The organism is Exiguobacterium sp. S22-S28 (assembly GCF_043359615.1).
GTDB lineage: Bacteria > Bacillota > Bacilli > Exiguobacteriales > Exiguobacteriaceae > Exiguobacterium_A.
Genome location: NZ_JBHFFC010000018.1, coordinates 32,333 through 47,495 on the forward strand (window position 1 = coordinate 32,333; position 15,163 = coordinate 47,495).

At 47.4% G+C, this 15,163-nt stretch carries 12 protein-coding genes and 1 riboswitch; of the genes, 11 read left to right on the forward strand and 1 reads right to left on the reverse strand.

Annotated features, from left to right (window positions below; translation table 11 throughout):
* Window positions 1-36 precede the first annotated feature (36 nt).
* The 5 genes from ACHA8N_RS04950 to ACHA8N_RS04970 all read left to right on the forward strand — a co-directional run bounded on the left by ACHA8N_RS04950 (window position 37) and on the right by ACHA8N_RS04970 (window position 7,324).
* On the forward strand, window positions 37-1,392 hold the full coding sequence (locus ACHA8N_RS04950) for an MATE family efflux transporter (protein ID WP_393964927.1): 1,356 nt from the start codon (window positions 37-39) through the stop codon (window positions 1,390-1,392).
* The gene (mprF, locus tag ACHA8N_RS04955) at window positions 1,389-3,947 is read left to right on the forward strand and encodes a bifunctional lysylphosphatidylglycerol flippase/synthetase MprF (protein ID WP_393964928.1); all 2,559 of its coding nucleotides are present in this window, start codon (window positions 1,389-1,391) and stop codon (window positions 3,945-3,947) included. The genes ACHA8N_RS04950 and mprF overlap by 4 nt, the downstream gene beginning before the upstream one ends.
* 151 nt (window positions 3,948-4,098) lie before the next feature.
* Complete coding sequence (gene nagA, locus ACHA8N_RS04960) at window positions 4,099-5,244, forward strand: N-acetylglucosamine-6-phosphate deacetylase (RefSeq protein ID WP_393964929.1); 1,146 nt, start codon at window positions 4,099-4,101, stop codon at window positions 5,242-5,244.
* 6 nt (window positions 5,245-5,250) lie between these two features.
* Complete coding sequence (gene nagB, locus ACHA8N_RS04965) at window positions 5,251-6,009, forward strand: glucosamine-6-phosphate deaminase (protein WP_147512306.1); 759 nt, start codon at window positions 5,251-5,253, stop codon at window positions 6,007-6,009.
* 214 nt (window positions 6,010-6,223) lie between these two features.
* Complete coding sequence (locus ACHA8N_RS04970; RefSeq protein WP_147512305.1) at window positions 6,224-7,324, forward strand: LCP family protein; 1,101 nt, start codon at window positions 6,224-6,226, stop codon at window positions 7,322-7,324.
* A gap of 128 nt (window positions 7,325-7,452) precedes the next feature.
* Here ACHA8N_RS04970 and phnF read toward each other — a convergent pair whose 3' ends face one another.
* Window positions 7,453-8,187, reverse strand: coding sequence for a phosphonate metabolism transcriptional regulator PhnF (gene phnF / locus ACHA8N_RS04975; RefSeq protein WP_393964930.1), 735 nt, complete (start codon window positions 8,185-8,187; stop codon window positions 7,453-7,455).
* 128 nt (window positions 8,188-8,315) lie between these two features.
* Between phnF and ACHA8N_RS04980 the strand changes: the two genes are divergently transcribed.
* From ACHA8N_RS04980 to ACHA8N_RS05005, 6 genes are all read left to right on the forward strand, one after another.
* Window positions 8,316-9,467 (forward strand): alanyl-tRNA editing protein, encoded by a 1,152-nt coding sequence (locus ACHA8N_RS04980; RefSeq protein ID WP_393964931.1) that lies wholly within the window; start codon window positions 8,316-8,318, stop codon window positions 9,465-9,467.
* Window positions 9,464-9,892 (forward strand): GNAT family N-acetyltransferase, encoded by a 429-nt coding sequence (locus tag ACHA8N_RS04985; RefSeq protein ID WP_393964932.1) that lies wholly within the window; start codon window positions 9,464-9,466, stop codon window positions 9,890-9,892. The genes ACHA8N_RS04980 and ACHA8N_RS04985 overlap by 4 nt, the downstream gene beginning before the upstream one ends.
* A 119-nt stretch (window positions 9,893-10,011) precedes the next feature.
* Window positions 10,012-11,217: an argininosuccinate synthase gene (locus ACHA8N_RS04990; RefSeq protein WP_393964933.1), complete on the forward strand. Its 1,206-nt coding sequence runs from the start codon at window positions 10,012-10,014 to the stop codon at window positions 11,215-11,217.
* Window positions 11,214-12,587, forward strand: a complete 1,374-nt coding sequence (gene argH / locus ACHA8N_RS04995; protein ID WP_393964934.1) for an argininosuccinate lyase — start codon at window positions 11,214-11,216, stop codon at window positions 12,585-12,587. Before ACHA8N_RS04990 ends, argH begins: the two co-directional genes overlap by 4 nt.
* Window positions 12,588-12,654: 67 nt before the next feature.
* Window positions 12,655-12,832, forward strand: a riboswitch (Lysine riboswitch).
* Window positions 12,833-12,945: 113 nt separating this feature from the next.
* Window positions 12,946-14,145, forward strand: a complete 1,200-nt coding sequence (locus tag ACHA8N_RS05000) for an aspartate kinase (protein ID WP_393964935.1) — start codon at window positions 12,946-12,948, stop codon at window positions 14,143-14,145.
* 12 nt (window positions 14,146-14,157) lie between these two features.
* Window positions 14,158-15,150, forward strand: coding sequence for an aspartate-semialdehyde dehydrogenase (locus ACHA8N_RS05005; RefSeq protein WP_393964936.1), 993 nt, complete (start codon window positions 14,158-14,160; stop codon window positions 15,148-15,150).
* Window positions 15,151-15,163 lie beyond the last annotated feature (13 nt).

Consider the following 15,163-nt stretch of genomic DNA (forward strand, 5'->3'; position numbering starts at 1 on the left):
AATAGGGTGTCTATTGCCCCGAAATGTGGTGGAACAATGTTAGAAACAACTACGCTGTCGGGAAAGATTCAACAATTCATGAAGATTTTCTTTCCCATCCTGGTCACACAGGTAGCGTTTTACTTAATTAGTTTTTTTGATACGGTCATGGCAGGTCGATATGGTTCAGCAGATTTAGCCGGAGTCGGAGTCGGAGCCAGTTTATGGGCGCCGGTCTATACGGGATTGACAGGGATATTACTCGCAGTCGCTCCGCTTGTTTCGCAAGCGATGGGAGCGAGAAAAGAACGGGAAGTCAAACGAATCGTGATTCAGGCTCTATATGTGTCCGTCGCTATCATCGTACTGACACTTCTGCTTGGACTGGTGTTCGTTAATCCGATTTTGCATCAAATGGAATTATCGGATGAGGCGCGTCACGTCGCCCGCGTCTATCTCATCATGTTGGGTTTTGGTATCATTCCGATGTTCGTTTTCTTCGTCCTGCGCACTTTAATTGATTCGCTGGGCAAATCGAACATCACGATGACATTATTATTATTCTCTTTACCCGTTAATGTCGCTTTCAATTATCTGTTTATCTTCGGAAAGTTTGGTTTTCCGGAACTTGGTGGAATCGGAGCCGGTGTTGCGACAGCAATCACGTATTGGATTTTATGTATCGCAGTTGTCGGTGTCGTTTTAAAAGGTGAACTTTTTCAACGGCTTGGGATTCTCAGACGCTTTTATAAGCCAGATGTCAGCCGGATCAAAGAACTGGTTCTGCTGGGTGCTCCGATTGGCTTAGCTATTTTTTCCGAAGTCAGTATCTTTTCAGCCGTCACGTTGTTACTTGGTGCCTACGGCGATGTCGTCATTGGCGCGTATCAAGCAGCGATTAATTTTGCTTCGTTTGTGTACATGATTCCACTCTCGGCAGCGTCGGCCTTAACGATTACCGTCGGATTTGAGATGGGGGCGAAACGGGTCAAAGACGCCGTCCAGTATGTGTGGATCGGTTTATTGCTGTGTTTGGTCGTGTCGTTGTTTTCCGGTGGATTGCTGTATGTGCAAAACGAACAAATCGCAGCGCTTTACAGCAATGATCCTGCTGTCATCAAAATGGCGGCACATTTCATGATTTTAGCGATATTCTTTCAGTTGTCTGATGCGGTTGCCGCGCCGACACAAGGCGCTCTTCGCGGATTCAAGGATGTAAACGTCACGTTTATTTTAACCATTACAGCGTACTGGGTTATCGGTCTTCCGCTTGGCTTTTACTTCGAGCGGTTTACAGCACTCGGACCAGACGGATATTGGTGGGGATTGATCATCGGACTCGCTGTCGGAGCAAGTCTCCTCTTGCTCCGCTTGATGCATCTGGTCAGAAAATCAAAGGAGGTCGTAAAATGAGATTCAATAAACAACGTCTGTTGACGGTGGCGAAAATCATTTTGCCGATTATCTTGATTGCCTTCATTTTTTATCAAGGACAAAATGAATTGAAAAGCTTATCGTTAAAAGAATCGATTCGGGCGATTCAGCAAATTCCATCCTGGGAATTTATTCTGTTGATTTTGGCGGGACTGGCTGCCGTCGCAACGATGTTCTTTTATGATTATTTTTTATTGCGCTCTCTCCAAGTGAAAGTTCCGCTTGGCTTGATTTTTCGGGCGTCCTGGATTGCCAACTCGTTTAACGGTATTATCGGCTTTGGCGGACTGGCGGGAATAGGGGTCCGGACGGCGCTTTACCGTCCGTTCGTAGAAGGAAGCCGGTTACTCAAAGCCATTGGTTGGATGGCTCCGACTTTAATCAGCGGGTTGTCGATTTTATCGGCTTTGTCGTTAGTGAATGTCTTTCCGGCATTTGAAGTATTGGAACTGAAGAAATGGCTTTGGCCGGTTATTATCGGTGTTGCCTTCTTTTTCCCGGTCTATCTGTTGTTTACGTTCCGACGGGGAAGCAGCAGTATCCGACCGTCATCGATTGCCCTGTATTCCCTTGTTTCGCTCGCGGAATGGTTCAGTGCCGGTGTGGTTGTTTATTTCATCTTAGCGGCACTTGGAACAGACGTCAGTTTCTCAAAAGTCATCGGTGTCTTCATCATCGCTGCGACAGCCGGTTTGATTTCGATGGTTCCGGGGGGATTCGGCTCGTTTGACCTTGTCTTTTTGATTGGTATGCAGCGTGCAGGTGTCGAAGAAGGTATCGTGTTGACCGGTTTATTGATTTATCGTCTGGTCTATTACTTGATTCCGTTCGTCATCGGTGTCATCTTCTCGGCCCGCGAATTCAGCGGACCCGTCGTCAAGATGATCGAAGATAAACCGATTGTTGGTCCGTCCGTCGAGGTCGGCGGTGTCATTTGGCGTCTTCAGTTACGGTTTTTAAGTAAGGTGCGGCACTTTACGTTAGCCTTGATTACCTTACTCGCAGGCATCACGATTTGGGGTCTTGCCATCCTGCCGCCGAATTCCACGCAGTATGAGTATCTGGAAGGACGTTTGCCCCACGAATTGTTGCTGCTTGCGAACAGTTTCTTTCTGATGGCCGGCTTATTGTATGTCTTGCTTGCCCCGTCTCTGTACCGACGGACGAAACGATCACTTTATATGGTCTATGGAGTCTCCGTTTTCGCTTTAATCGGAATGGCGTTGCGTGGATTTAATTTAATCTCCTTATCCGTCGTTCTGATTGTCTTGGTGTTGGTCACAATGTCAAGAAACGCTTTTCATCGTGAACGGACGTTGATTACGACGACACGTTTAATTCGGTCGGCAGGGGCATGGGTATTATACATCGGCGGGTTCGTCTTTTTCGGATACGCTTTTTATACACTTGGTTCGGCGGACGGAACGAAAGTATATCCGGCACACGAAATCTTTATGTTTGCAGTGAGTGCGACGATTTTTGCACTGGTTTACTTGCTCGTCTTTATCCGTTTATTCAACACATTCAACCAACCGATTCTCGGGGAAAAATTGGATTTACAAAAAGTAAGGAATGTCCTGATGGAAGAAGGCGGAAACTACTTAAGTCATCTCGCTTTTTTAGGTGATAAACGCTTTTTCTTCTCGGAGTCCGGACGTTCGTTCATTCAGTTCAGTCAAACCGGCAACCGGATCATGATGCTTGGCGATCCGAGTGGGAATTCTGAGGAACACTCGCAATTGATTGCTTGTTTTTTGCGACGTGTCGAGGACCTTGGATACATTCCGAATATCTATCAGATTCAAGCACAAAACATGTCGCTGTATCATGATTTCGGCTTTAATTTCTTTAAGCTTGGAGAAGAAGCGATAGTCGACATGACGACATTTACGGTTTCCGGAAAAAAACGGGCTGGCTTACGATCCATTAAAAACCGATTTGAGCGTGAAGGGATGACGTTTGAAGTGCTCTCTCCTCCGTTCAGTGAATCTTTGATTCAGCAACTGCAGGAGGTTTCAGATGAATGGCTCGGCAGTAAATCTGAAAAAGGATTCTCCCTCGGTTATTTCGATGTGTCTTATCTGAATCAAGCCCCAATCGGTATTATGCGCGATGCAGGAAACGAGATGCTTGGTTTCATGACGTTCATGCCGGCTTATCAAGAAGGTGTCCTGTCGATTGATTTGATGCGTTTTCGCCCGGAAGGTCCAAACGGAATCATGGATGCGATGTTTATCCGTCTGTTTGATTATGCGACGGAGCAGGGCTATCATACGTTTAACATGGGAATGGCTCCGTTGTCTTCGGTTGGTGAAGACGAGACATCTTTTTGGCAGGAACGGGTGGCAGCCGATGTCTTCAATAATATTCGTTACATGTACAGTTTCACCGGCTTAAGACGTTATAAAGAGAAGTACGATCCAAAATGGGAAGGTCGTTATCTTGCGTATCGGAAACGTCAGTCCTTGACGCTTGCTATTTTGAAAGCGACCCGTTTGATTTCAAAGAAGAAAGATCGCATTTTATTACCGTAATGAGCAGAAGATTCCGATGGTCACGTCGGAGTCTTCTTTTTTGAATAATCATTTAAATGTATAAAGGTCTATACAACTAGAATAAATGGCAGTATACTGGACATGCAGAAGTTGAAAGTAGCGGAATTCAGAGAAGAAAGGAAGAATACCTATGACAAGTATCATCCATGCAGAAATTTATACAGGACAAACTGTCATTCAAAGTGGGTTTATCCGGTTTTGTCAAACGATTCAAGAAATCGGAGCGATGACCGACTATACGGCACAGGATGAAGAGGTTATTGATCTCAAAGGAAAACGAATCATTCCGGGAATGATCGATGTGCACATTCACGGTGGATATGATGTCGACACGATGGACGGGGACCGAGAGGCTTTAGTCCGTTTGAGTGAGGCGATGCTCGCAGAGGGTGTGACGTCATTTTTTGCAACGACGATTACACAAGACTGGGAACAAATCACGTGCGCTCTTCAAGCAGCGCGGGACGTCATTGAGACCCGTCAAACGACCATTGAAGGCATTCATCTCGAAGGACCTTTCATTAATCCTGATTATGCAGGGGCACAACCTCTTGCATTCATCGTCGAACCGGACGTCGAACAGTTTTTAAAATGGCAACAGGCTTCCGGGAATCACATTAAGCTCGTGACCTATGCTCCAGAACGTTCCGGGGCACGTGCTTTCGAAACCGCAGTTCGAGAAACGGGAGCGGTTCCGTCGGCCGGACATACCGATGCGACCTTTGAGGAAAATCGTACAGGCAATGTAACGCACGGAACGCATCTCTATAACCAGATGCGTGCCCTGCACCACCGGGAACCGGGGACGGTCGGCTATTGTTTGTTGGAACGGACAGTATTTGCAGAAATCATTCCGGATGGAATTCACAGTTCGAAAGAAATGGTGGAATTCGCTTACCGGATGAAGGGACCGGAGCGGTTGACGATCATCACAGATGCGATGCGGGCGAAAGGACTATCTGACGGAGCGTATGAACTGGGCGGGCAGGCGGTAGAGGTAAAAGAGGGGGCAGCTCGGTTGATGAACGGAAGCTTGGCGGGAAGCGTCTTGACGATGGATCAAGCTTTACGGAATATCATCGCTTTTACCGGTTGTTCACTGGAACAAGCGGTACAGATGACATCAGTCAATCAAGCAGAAGAGTTCGGATTAACGCAAAAAGGACGGCTTGAGCAAGGGAAAGATGCCGATTTTGTTGTACTCGATACCGATCTGAACGTCGAACAAACGATACATCGTGGGATAATCCATCATTTCCAAAAACGAGAGGGGTAAAGATAAATGAAATGGATGATAGTAGAAAAAGGCGAGGAACTGGCGAACGTTTCTTATCAACTGATTAAACAAGAAATAATGAGACATCCGGAAGGACTGACGATTGGTCTTGCGACCGGAAGCTCTCCACTCGGTGTATATGAAGAATGGCGCAAAGACCAGCCGGACTGCCGGCACGTAACGACCGTCAACTTGGATGAATACGTCGGACTGGCACCGGATCATCCGCACAGTTACCATACGTTCATGAACGAACACCTGTTTAACAGCATATCGTTTAAACAATCCCACCTTCCAATCGGGAATACAGTGGATCCGGTTCAGGAAAGTGAACGATACGAACAGCTTGTCCGAAAGCTCGGAATTGATTTACAACTGCTCGGTATTGGATCAAACGGTCACATCGCCTTTAACGAACCCGGAACACCGTTTGATGCCAAAACACATGTCACGGAATTGACGGAATCGACCCGACAAGCCAACCAACGATTTTTTGATGAACTGAAAGATGTCCCGGTGAAAGCCATCACGATGGGAATCGGAACCATCATGGAAGCGAAAAAAATTCTGCTTGTTGCGTCAAGCGCACGGAAAGCGGAAGCTGTACGCGATATGATGGAAGGACCGGCAACGACTGAATGCCCGGCTACCATTTTGCAACGTCATGCGGATGTCATGGTCGTTTTGGACGAAGAAGCAGCCGGTCTGTTGTCGGAAGAAGCAAAACGAACCGGACGTGCAGCGTATATGAATTTTATGAAATGAATCGAACAGATCAACTCGTCTTTGATGAGAGCGGACTTAAAAAAACCGCTTTTATGAAGGACGGGTTTTCTTGTGTTGACTCTTAAATCGTGTGATAGGGCAATGGTGAATCACATGATTTTAACGGAAACGTAAATTGACTTTTTAATAAAAGTACGGATAATGGAGAATAGTGAACTTTACAGAAAATTTACATGAAAATGAGGGCTTACGGATGCAGACGAGATCAGCAAGAAAGAAGCAACCGAGTGCTGGCAAGATGTTCATCAAAGTGATTGCGGCCTTGGTATTACTTTTGACTGTTATCGGTTCCGGTTACGCGGGAGCGGTTTTCATAAAAACGCAGGAAACATTGGCACGTACACAAATCAAGATTCCGGGATCAAAAGTCAGTTCAAAATACGACGATGTTCCATCCGAATCGTTTTTGATTTTAGGGACGGATGAAACAAAAGCAAGTAAATCAAGAAAGGAGCCGGCACGGTCGGACGTCATGATTGTCGGGGTCTTGAATAAAAAGACCGAGCAATTGGTGCTAACCAGCATTCCACGGGATTCGCTCGTCAATATCGATTATTCGAAATACGACGTCCCTTACGGAAAGACCGGTATTGAACAAGACAAGATTACGCACGCCCATTATTTCGGTTCGATGGATCAATCGAGCTCATATAATGGAATTAAGCTGGCACGCGAGACGACTGAAAATTTACTTGGTATTGACATCAATCATGTTGTTAAAGTGAATTTCCAAGGGTTTGTTCAGTTGATTGATGCCTTAAATGGTGTGGACGTGGATGTCCGCTACGCCTTCAAAGAACAGGATTCAGCCCGTAAGGCAGGAACGATTACGGTCGATAAAGGTATGCAACATCTGACAGGGGAACAAGCATTGGCGTATGTACGAAATCGTCATGATGATCCGCTCGGAGACATCGGTCGGGGACAAAAGCAGATGCAGGTCATTCAAGCGGTAGCGAAAGAAGCAGCAAGCTTCCGTTCGCTTGGCGCCTACCGTGACATCTTAGATGCTGTTGGAGACAACGTCGAAACAAACTTAGGACCAAACGATTACCTTCGTTTAGTAGATTTTACAACTGCGTTACGCAATACGACCGAGTATCAGCTCGCGGGTGAAGGATATATTGGAATCAGCGGCAAATGGGAGTACCATTTGGATCCGAATCAACTCGACCGCGTCAAATCAAACTTGATGAAGGCGATGCAAGGACAGGAAGTATATCCAATCAAGGATGAGACGGAAACGCCGGTAGACACAGATTCGACGACAGTAGAGCCAACAACCATTCAATAACTGTTTAAAACAGACAGTTCTCAAAAGCACACGTTTCAGATACTTTCTTGGAAAGCATCCTGAAACGTGTGCTTTTTTTATTCAAAAACAGGAGAGGAATTGAATCCCCTCCTGTTTTCAGATAAGAATCAGCGTTGTCGTTCCATTTCGACCGTAAACGTATACCGGTCACCACGGTATGCTGAGATGACATATTCAAACGGTTGATTGGTCGCAAGGAAAGTTAACTGTTCGACGGACAAAACCGGAGAATTGACGGATAATCCCAAGTGCTGGGCTTCTTCCTTTGTCGCAAGACGTGATTCAAAAGTCTGGCTGGCACGACCGAGATTAAGCCCGCTTGCCTCGGCAAAGGCATAAAGGGAAGTGATGGCGACTTCTTGGTTTAAACCCGGCAACAACTGTTCCGGAATATACACGGTCTCTAGTGCAAGCGGCTGATTGTTTGCAATCCGTAACCGTTTCAACTCGTATACGTTCGCGCCTTCACGGATACCGAGTTTATTGGCAATCGTCATTTCAGCGGCGATCATTTGATACGACAACAGTTCACTCGTCGGCTCCAATCCAAGATGCTCCATCTCTTCTGAAAAACTGGTCAACCCAGACAATTGCATGACGATTTTTTTATTGGCGACGAACGTGCCGCGCCCTTTTTGACGGATCAGATAGCCGGCATTCACTAAATTCGAAATCGCTTGACGGACCGTCATTCGGCTGATTTGATGGGCCTCTGCGAATTCACGTTCGGACGGAATTAAATCACCTGGCTGTAACAGACCGTTCTCGATTTGTTGTTTTAAAGCAGCTTCGATTTGGTAGTAGATTGGAAGTGGTGAATTTTTATTGATATGCTGAATCACGGCATTTCGTCCCTTCGCGGTCGATAGTCTTTCATCTAGTGTACTAGGAAATAGACATGTCGACAAACGATTGCACGTGATTTGTGGCATAATAGAAGCAAATTCAGTGTAAAAAAGGTGGAATGAAGATGCGTTCTGAACAAATTTATCCAGACGTCCGGACTTTCGAATCGATCGTGACGGGTACAAAAGAAGAACAAGGATATTGGGTGACATTAGAACAAAGTTACTTTTATCCGGAAAGTGGGGGACAGCCTGCCGATCGGGGCACGCTAAACGGTATTCCTGTTTTGGATGTCCAGATTAAAGAGGGATACGTTTGGCATCGTCTGGCAAGTCCACTCCTTGAAACCGAAGTGCAAGGTGAAGTCGATGATGACATTCGAACGGATCATGCGGCGCAGCATACGGCGCAACATGTCATTTCCGCAATTCTTCAAGACGAATTCCAAATCAAGACGGTCAGTTTCCGGACCGGCACGGAAGAATCGACTCTTGATCTCGATCTCGATACCTGGGACGACACACTTCAAAATCGTCTGGAAGAACGGTTACGGATGGTGATTCAAGCTAAACTGCCGATCACGGCAACAGAGTATACAGAAGAAGCGGCACTCCAGTTACCCTTACGAAAAACACCACAGGTCACAGGCGAAATTCGAGTCGTTCAGATCGGAGAACTGGATTATAGTGCTTGTGGAGGGACGCATCTTGCCTCGACATCGGAACTGGAACTGATTTTATTCACGGGACTGGAAAAGGTGCGGGGAAATATCCGCTTAGCGTATGTGGCAAAAGATCGGGCGTTCCGATTACTGACGACCGAACGGCGTGCCTTAGCAGAGGCGGCACGGACGTTGTCCGCTAAAAAAGACCAAGTTCATCTTGTTGTGGATGAATTGAAGCAGGAGCAAGTACGTCTGAATCGTCAAATTGGACAGACTGAAGATATGCATGTCAAAACGGTCTTAAAACAAATCCTGACTACGGACGAATCGATTCTCACCGTGCGACATGACCAGGAGGACATCCGCTTTTCAGAAAAGCTGGTGAAAGCCTTGGCAGAAGCAGGGCGGACAGGATTCGTTTGGAACGAGACAGCTAAAAAATTATTCATGTGCAGTTCCGGTTCCATTCATCTCGGACAATTTGCCAAAACACATTTAAAACAGTTTAATGGACGTGGTGGTGGAAGTGAAAACAATGCTCAGGCATTATTCCAGACCCACGAAGAGGCACAAGCTTATATCGAAGCAGTAAAGGAGGAATTACATACATGACAGTAATTCAAGTGAAAACAGCAGAGCAGCAACAAGCGGTTCGAATGATCCGTGAACGGGTTTTTGTCGAGGAACAAGGCGTTCCTCGTAATTTGGAATATGATGCTCATGATGAAACAGCGATTCATTTGCTCGTACTCGATGAGCAGAATCGTCCCGTCGCAACAGGGCGGACCCGCCCGTATGACGAGCAACGGATGAAGGTCGAACGCGTCGCGACACTTGCTGCGACAAGAGGAAAAGGGTATGGCGGCGAGCTGATGCAGGCGATGGAACGGATTGCCCGCCGTGAAGGTCGGATGATTTTAACACTCGGTGCCCAGGTGCAGGCGATTCCTTTTTATCAAGGGCTTGGTTATGCGATTGTTTCCGATGAATTTGATGATGCCGGCATCCCGCACCGGACGATGGAGAAAAAAATTTAACGCTGTTTTTTAAGAAATCCTGAAAAAAGGGTTTCTTTTTTTGAAAGTCTATGTATATATATAATTCATAGTGAATTTTTATACAGACAGATACAGTCGAATTCAAGGAGGAAATAAGAATGACAAAACAAAAATTGATTTTAGCGTATTCCGGTGGACTCGATACTTCAGTTGCCATCAAATGGTTGAGCAAGGATTATGATGTCGTCGCGTTATGCATGGATGTCGGCGAAGGAAAAGATTTATCGGTCATAAAAGAGAAAGCCTTACTCGTCGGTGCGATTGAATCCATCGTTCTTGATGTCAAAGAAGAATTTGCTAATGAATTTGTTTTGCCAGCCCTTCAATATGGTGCTCATTATGAAGGGGCCTATCCTTTGATTTCCGCCCTATCCCGTCCGTTGATTGCTGAAAAGCTGGTCGAAGTGGCTCATGCCCACGGCGCCACAGCAGTCGCCCACGGCTGTACCGGAAAAGGTAACGACCAAGTCCGGTTTGAAGTTTCGGTCGCAGCACTCGATCCGTCACTCGAAGTCATTGCGCCTGTTCGTGAATGGAAATGGTCACGGGAAGAAGAAATCGCCTATGCGAAAGAAAACGATGTGCCGATTCCAATCAATCTCGACAGCCCGTATTCAATTGACATGAACTTATGGGGACGCAGCAATGAATGTGGAGTCCTTGAAAATCCATGGACAGAGCCGCCGCAAGATGCTTATGCCTTGACGGTCGCACCGGAAGACGCACCGGATCAAGCAGAAGAAGTCATCATCGGCTTTGAAGCGGGCGTGCCGGTTTCGATTAACGGAACAGCGCATCCGCTGGCGAAACTGATTACAGAACTGAATATCATCGCTGGCGCACATGGTGTCGGACGGATTGATCACGTCGAGAACCGTTTGGTCGGGATCAAGTCACGTGAAGTCTATGAATGCCCGGGCGCAACGGTCTTACTCAAAGCGCATGCAGCACTCGAAACAATCACGTTGACAAAAGACGTTGCTCACTTTAAACCGATTCTCAGCAAACAATATGCAGAAACCATTTACAACGGATTATTCCATGCACCACTTACAAAAGGACTTAAAGCCTTCTTGACGGCAACGCAACAGGATGTGACCGGTGAAGTCCGTGTCAAACTGTATAAAGGGAACGCGATCGTCACAGGACGTCAATCGACAGTTTCGTTGTATGACGAGAAACTCGCGACTTACACAAAAGAAGATGCCTTTGATCACGAAGCAGCGAAAGGATTCATCAAACTGCATGGTCTTGCGATTGCGACACATGCCAGCGTCCATCGTCAGGAAGGCGTGAAAAAATGACGAAACTATGGGGCGGACGGTTTACGGAAAGTGCTTCCGCTCAAGCGGAGGCCTTCGGCGCATCGATCTCATTTGATCAAAAATTGGCGGCTGTCGATTTACAAGGCAGCCTGGCCCATGCACAGATGTTGTACGAACAAGGGATTCTCGAGGAAACGGAATGGCAACAAATCGAAGCCGGACTTAATCATTTACAAACGACGATTGACCAGCATGTCTATTCACTTGCTGATGAGGATATCCATATGAACCTCGAGCGGTTATTGACGGAACAGATTGGTCCTGTCGCCGGTAAGCTGCATACAGCGCGCAGTCGAAACGATCAGGTCGCAACTGATCTTCATCTCTGGATGGAGCAGCATGTTTTAGAACTCCTGTCGAGTCTTCGCAATCTGCAATCCGTCATCACGGAACAAGCGGAGCAACATGTAGAGACGGTCATGCCCGGCTATACCCATCTGCAACGTGCCCAACCGATCTCGCTCGCGCATCACTTGCTGGCTTACTTTTGGATGTTTGAGCGTGATGCCGAGCGACTGACGGATAACTTGAAGCGGGTCCGGATGTCACCACTTGGTGCCGGTGCACTCGCCGGAACGACTTTCCCGATCAATCGGTTCAAGTCAGCCGAGTTGCTTGGGTTTGCACACGTCTATCCCAACAGTTTGGACGCCGTCTCGGACCGGGACTTCGTCATTGAATACCTTGGGATCGCGTCGACGGTCATGATGCACCTGTCACGGTTCTGTGAAGAAATCATCATCTGGGCGTCGCAAGAATTTTCGTTCATTGAGCTGTCCGATGCGTTTTCGACGGGATCAAGCATGATGCCGCAGAAAAAGAATCCGGACTTCGCGGAATTGATTCGCGGAAAGACAGGACGGGTATATGGAAACTTGATGGGGTTCTTGACGACGATGAAAGCATTACCACTCGCTTACAATAAAGATATGCAAGAAGATAAGGAAGGCGTCTTTGATACGGCTGATACGGTTTTACAGTCGGTTCAGATTTTTACCGGGATGCTCGAATCCGCTACGTTTAAGACAGAAGCGCTCAAGAAGGCGACAATGCAAGACTTCTCGAATGCAACGGAACTGGCCGATTACCTTGTCACAAAAGGCATTCCTTTCCGGGAAGCGCATGAAATCGTCGGCAAAGCCGTCCTGCATTGTGTCCAAATCGGCTGTTTCTTGAAGGATTTGACACTTGAGACGTATCAGACATTCCATCCGGTCATTACGGAAGATGTCTATCCATTGCTCGATCCGGTTCAAGCCGTCGCACGACGGGGCAGTTACGGCGGGACAGGTTTTAACGCTGTTCGCGAACAACTGACCCAAGCGAAGCAGATCCTTCAAAAATCATAAAAAATCAAAAAAGTTTGGCAAATCACTGGATTTAACAAAAAATGTTTGCTATAACTGTAACTAACAACCGACAGATAGAGGCGCGGATGACATCAGTAGCAACACTTACAAAGGCAAGCATGCCAAGTGATGTGAAAGGGGAAATCCGCCGAAGTGAACAAGAAAATGCTTTTTCTTGGTTGCTGGTACAACGGTTAAGATCCGTTGTACTGCCGAAACCCACGTTTCGGAGCGCTATCTTACGTAAAAGAACGAGTGACACTGTCATCGTTTGTCCGATCGTGATAACGACGGGCCGTAGGAACGCTCCTACCGGCCCGTCGTTTTTTTCTGTTTCGGGACAAAAGGAGATAGGATTGTGACAACTGTACTTAAATTTGGTGGTAGTTCGGTTGCGACTGTCGAACAGATTCAGTCTATTGCGAATTATTTGAAGAATCGGACGGATCAAGGCGAAAAATTAGTCGTCGTCGTGTCGGCGATGGGGAAAATGACAGACTCCTTGATTGCGCAAGCTCAAGCAATCACGGATCGACCGGAACGGCGCGAACTCGATCGTCTGCTTGCAATCGGTGAAGAACAGACGATTTCGTTGCTCAGCATCGCCTTGAACTCACTCGGGACAAAGGCCTTGTCTCAGACGGGCGCACAAGCAGGCATCAGTACGATGGGACTCCACACGAAAAGTAAAATCAAACAAATTGACGGTGAATTACTCCGGAAAAAACTGGAGACCTACGATGTCATCATCGTCGCTGGTTTCCAAGGGGTCAATGAACTGGGGGATGTTACGACACTGGGGCGCGGCGGATCGGATACGACAGCCGTCGCACTGGCAGCCGTTCTCGATAAACGGTGTGAAATCTATACGGACGTTGACGGCGTTTATACGGCTGATCCACGGATTCATGCAGCAGCACAGCCGATTCCGCACATTTCATACGATGAGATGATGGAAATGAGTGCTCTCGGATCAAAAGTCATGGAGATGCGGAGTGTCGAGTTAGGTAAAAAATACGGTGTACACATCTTTGTTGGGAAAACACTTGAATCGGAAAGAGGGACTTGGATCATGGAGGCAACGGAAACGATGGAACAAAAAGCGGTCACAAGTGTCAGTGTGACAAAAAACGTCATGACGGTATCGATCAAACACGTACCACAGACAAACTCAGCGGTCGCAGATATCTTTGAATTGTTATCAGGACGTCACGTCAACATCGATATGATCAGTCAGACGACGTTTGACAGTGACATTTTCCTCTCGTTCTCTTGTCCGCTCGACGAAGAAGAGTTTTTGGAAGAAGCCCTGCAGGATATCATCAATCGTTTCCCGACCGTCAAAGTCGACCGTCATAACCAACATGCCAAGTTATCGGTCGTTGGAATCGGAATGCGTGACGCAACAGGCGTCGCTTCGAAATTATTTGCGACATTCCGGGCGGAAAACATCACGTTTTATCAAGTCACGACGTCAGAAATCAGCATCTCGTATACGATTGCGCAAGGCGACATCGAACGGACCGTCGCAGCAATCGCCAATGCGTTTGACCTGTAAGGAGGAAACCATATGTATCATGTAGCAGTCATTGGAGCAACAGGCGCCGTTGGACAAAAAATGTTGCAAGTCTTGGCGGAACTCGACTTTCCGGTTCGTCAAATTTCAGCTTACGCTTCAGCTCGTTCTGCCGGAAAAACCGTTCAGTTCAAAGGACAAGACGTCACGATTCAAGCATTATCGGAGCAAATCACAGAAGACGGCATCGATGTCGCACTGTTCGCAGCAGGCGGAACGATCAGTGAACAGTATGCCCCATTACTCGCTGCAGCAGGAACACTCGTCGTCGACAACTCAAGTGCTTTCCGGATGCAGGCGGATATCCCGCTCGTCGTACCGGAAGTAAACCCGCAGGCAATCGGTCCGAATGATCGATTGATCGCCAATCCGAACTGTTCGACGATTCAATCCGTCGTTGCCCTGGCACCACTTCAGCAGTTTGGTTTACAGCGTATCAACTATACGACGTATCAAGCGGTCTCCGGTTCGGGTCAAAAAGGAATTGAGGATTTGGCCCGCGGCAGCCGCGGCGAAGAACCGGTTAATTATCCGCACCCGATTCACGATAACATCCTGCCGCATATCGATGTGTTCTTACCGGATGGGTATACGAAAGAAGAGCAGAAAATGATTGATGAGACACGCAAAATCTTCCGCTTACCGGAGTTGCCGGTCAGCGCGACATGTGTCCGCGTCCCGGTCACGAACGCTCATTCCGTTGCGATCAACGTGACGTTTGAGCAGGAGACGACGGTCGAAGTGATCCGCGAAGCATTGCGTCAAGCACCCGGCGTCGTCTTGGTCGATGATGTCAGTCAAAATCAGTATCCGATGCCGCTTGATGCCAGTGGAACGGATGACGTATACGTCGGACGGATTCGACAGGATCAGAGTCTTGCGAACACATTCCACATCTGGTGTGTTGCCGACAACATTCGAAAAGGGGCTGCTTCGAACGCCGTCCAAGTGGCGCGTCAAGCACTTGAAAGTTCAATCCATTCTTAAGAAACGGGGAGGA

Bases quoted from the DNA above. Each gene is read 5' to 3' on its own strand.
- mprF (WP_393964928.1), top strand. From the start codon at position 1,389: ATGAGATTCAATAAACAACGTCTGTTGACGGTGGCGAAAATCATTTTG.
- argH (WP_393964934.1), top strand. From the start codon at position 11,214: ATGACGAAACTATGGGGCGGACGGTTTACGGAAAGTGCTTCCGCTCAA.
- ACHA8N_RS04985 (WP_393964932.1), top strand. From the start codon at position 9,464: ATGACAGTAATTCAAGTGAAAACAGCAGAGCAGCAACAAGCGGTTCGA.
- nagA (WP_393964929.1), top strand. From the start codon at position 4,099: ATGACAAGTATCATCCATGCAGAAATTTATACAGGACAAACTGTCATT.
- ACHA8N_RS04990 (WP_393964933.1), top strand. From the start codon at position 10,012: ATGACAAAACAAAAATTGATTTTAGCGTATTCCGGTGGACTCGATACT.
- ACHA8N_RS04950 (WP_393964927.1), top strand. From the start codon at position 37: ATGTTAGAAACAACTACGCTGTCGGGAAAGATTCAACAATTCATGAAG.
- ACHA8N_RS04980 (WP_393964931.1), top strand. From the start codon at position 8,316: ATGCGTTCTGAACAAATTTATCCAGACGTCCGGACTTTCGAATCGATC.
- ACHA8N_RS04970 (WP_147512305.1), top strand. From the start codon at position 6,224: ATGCAGACGAGATCAGCAAGAAAGAAGCAACCGAGTGCTGGCAAGATG.
- nagB (WP_147512306.1), top strand. From the start codon at position 5,251: ATGAAATGGATGATAGTAGAAAAAGGCGAGGAACTGGCGAACGTTTCT.
- ACHA8N_RS05005 (WP_393964936.1), top strand. From the start codon at position 14,158: ATGTATCATGTAGCAGTCATTGGAGCAACAGGCGCCGTTGGACAAAAA.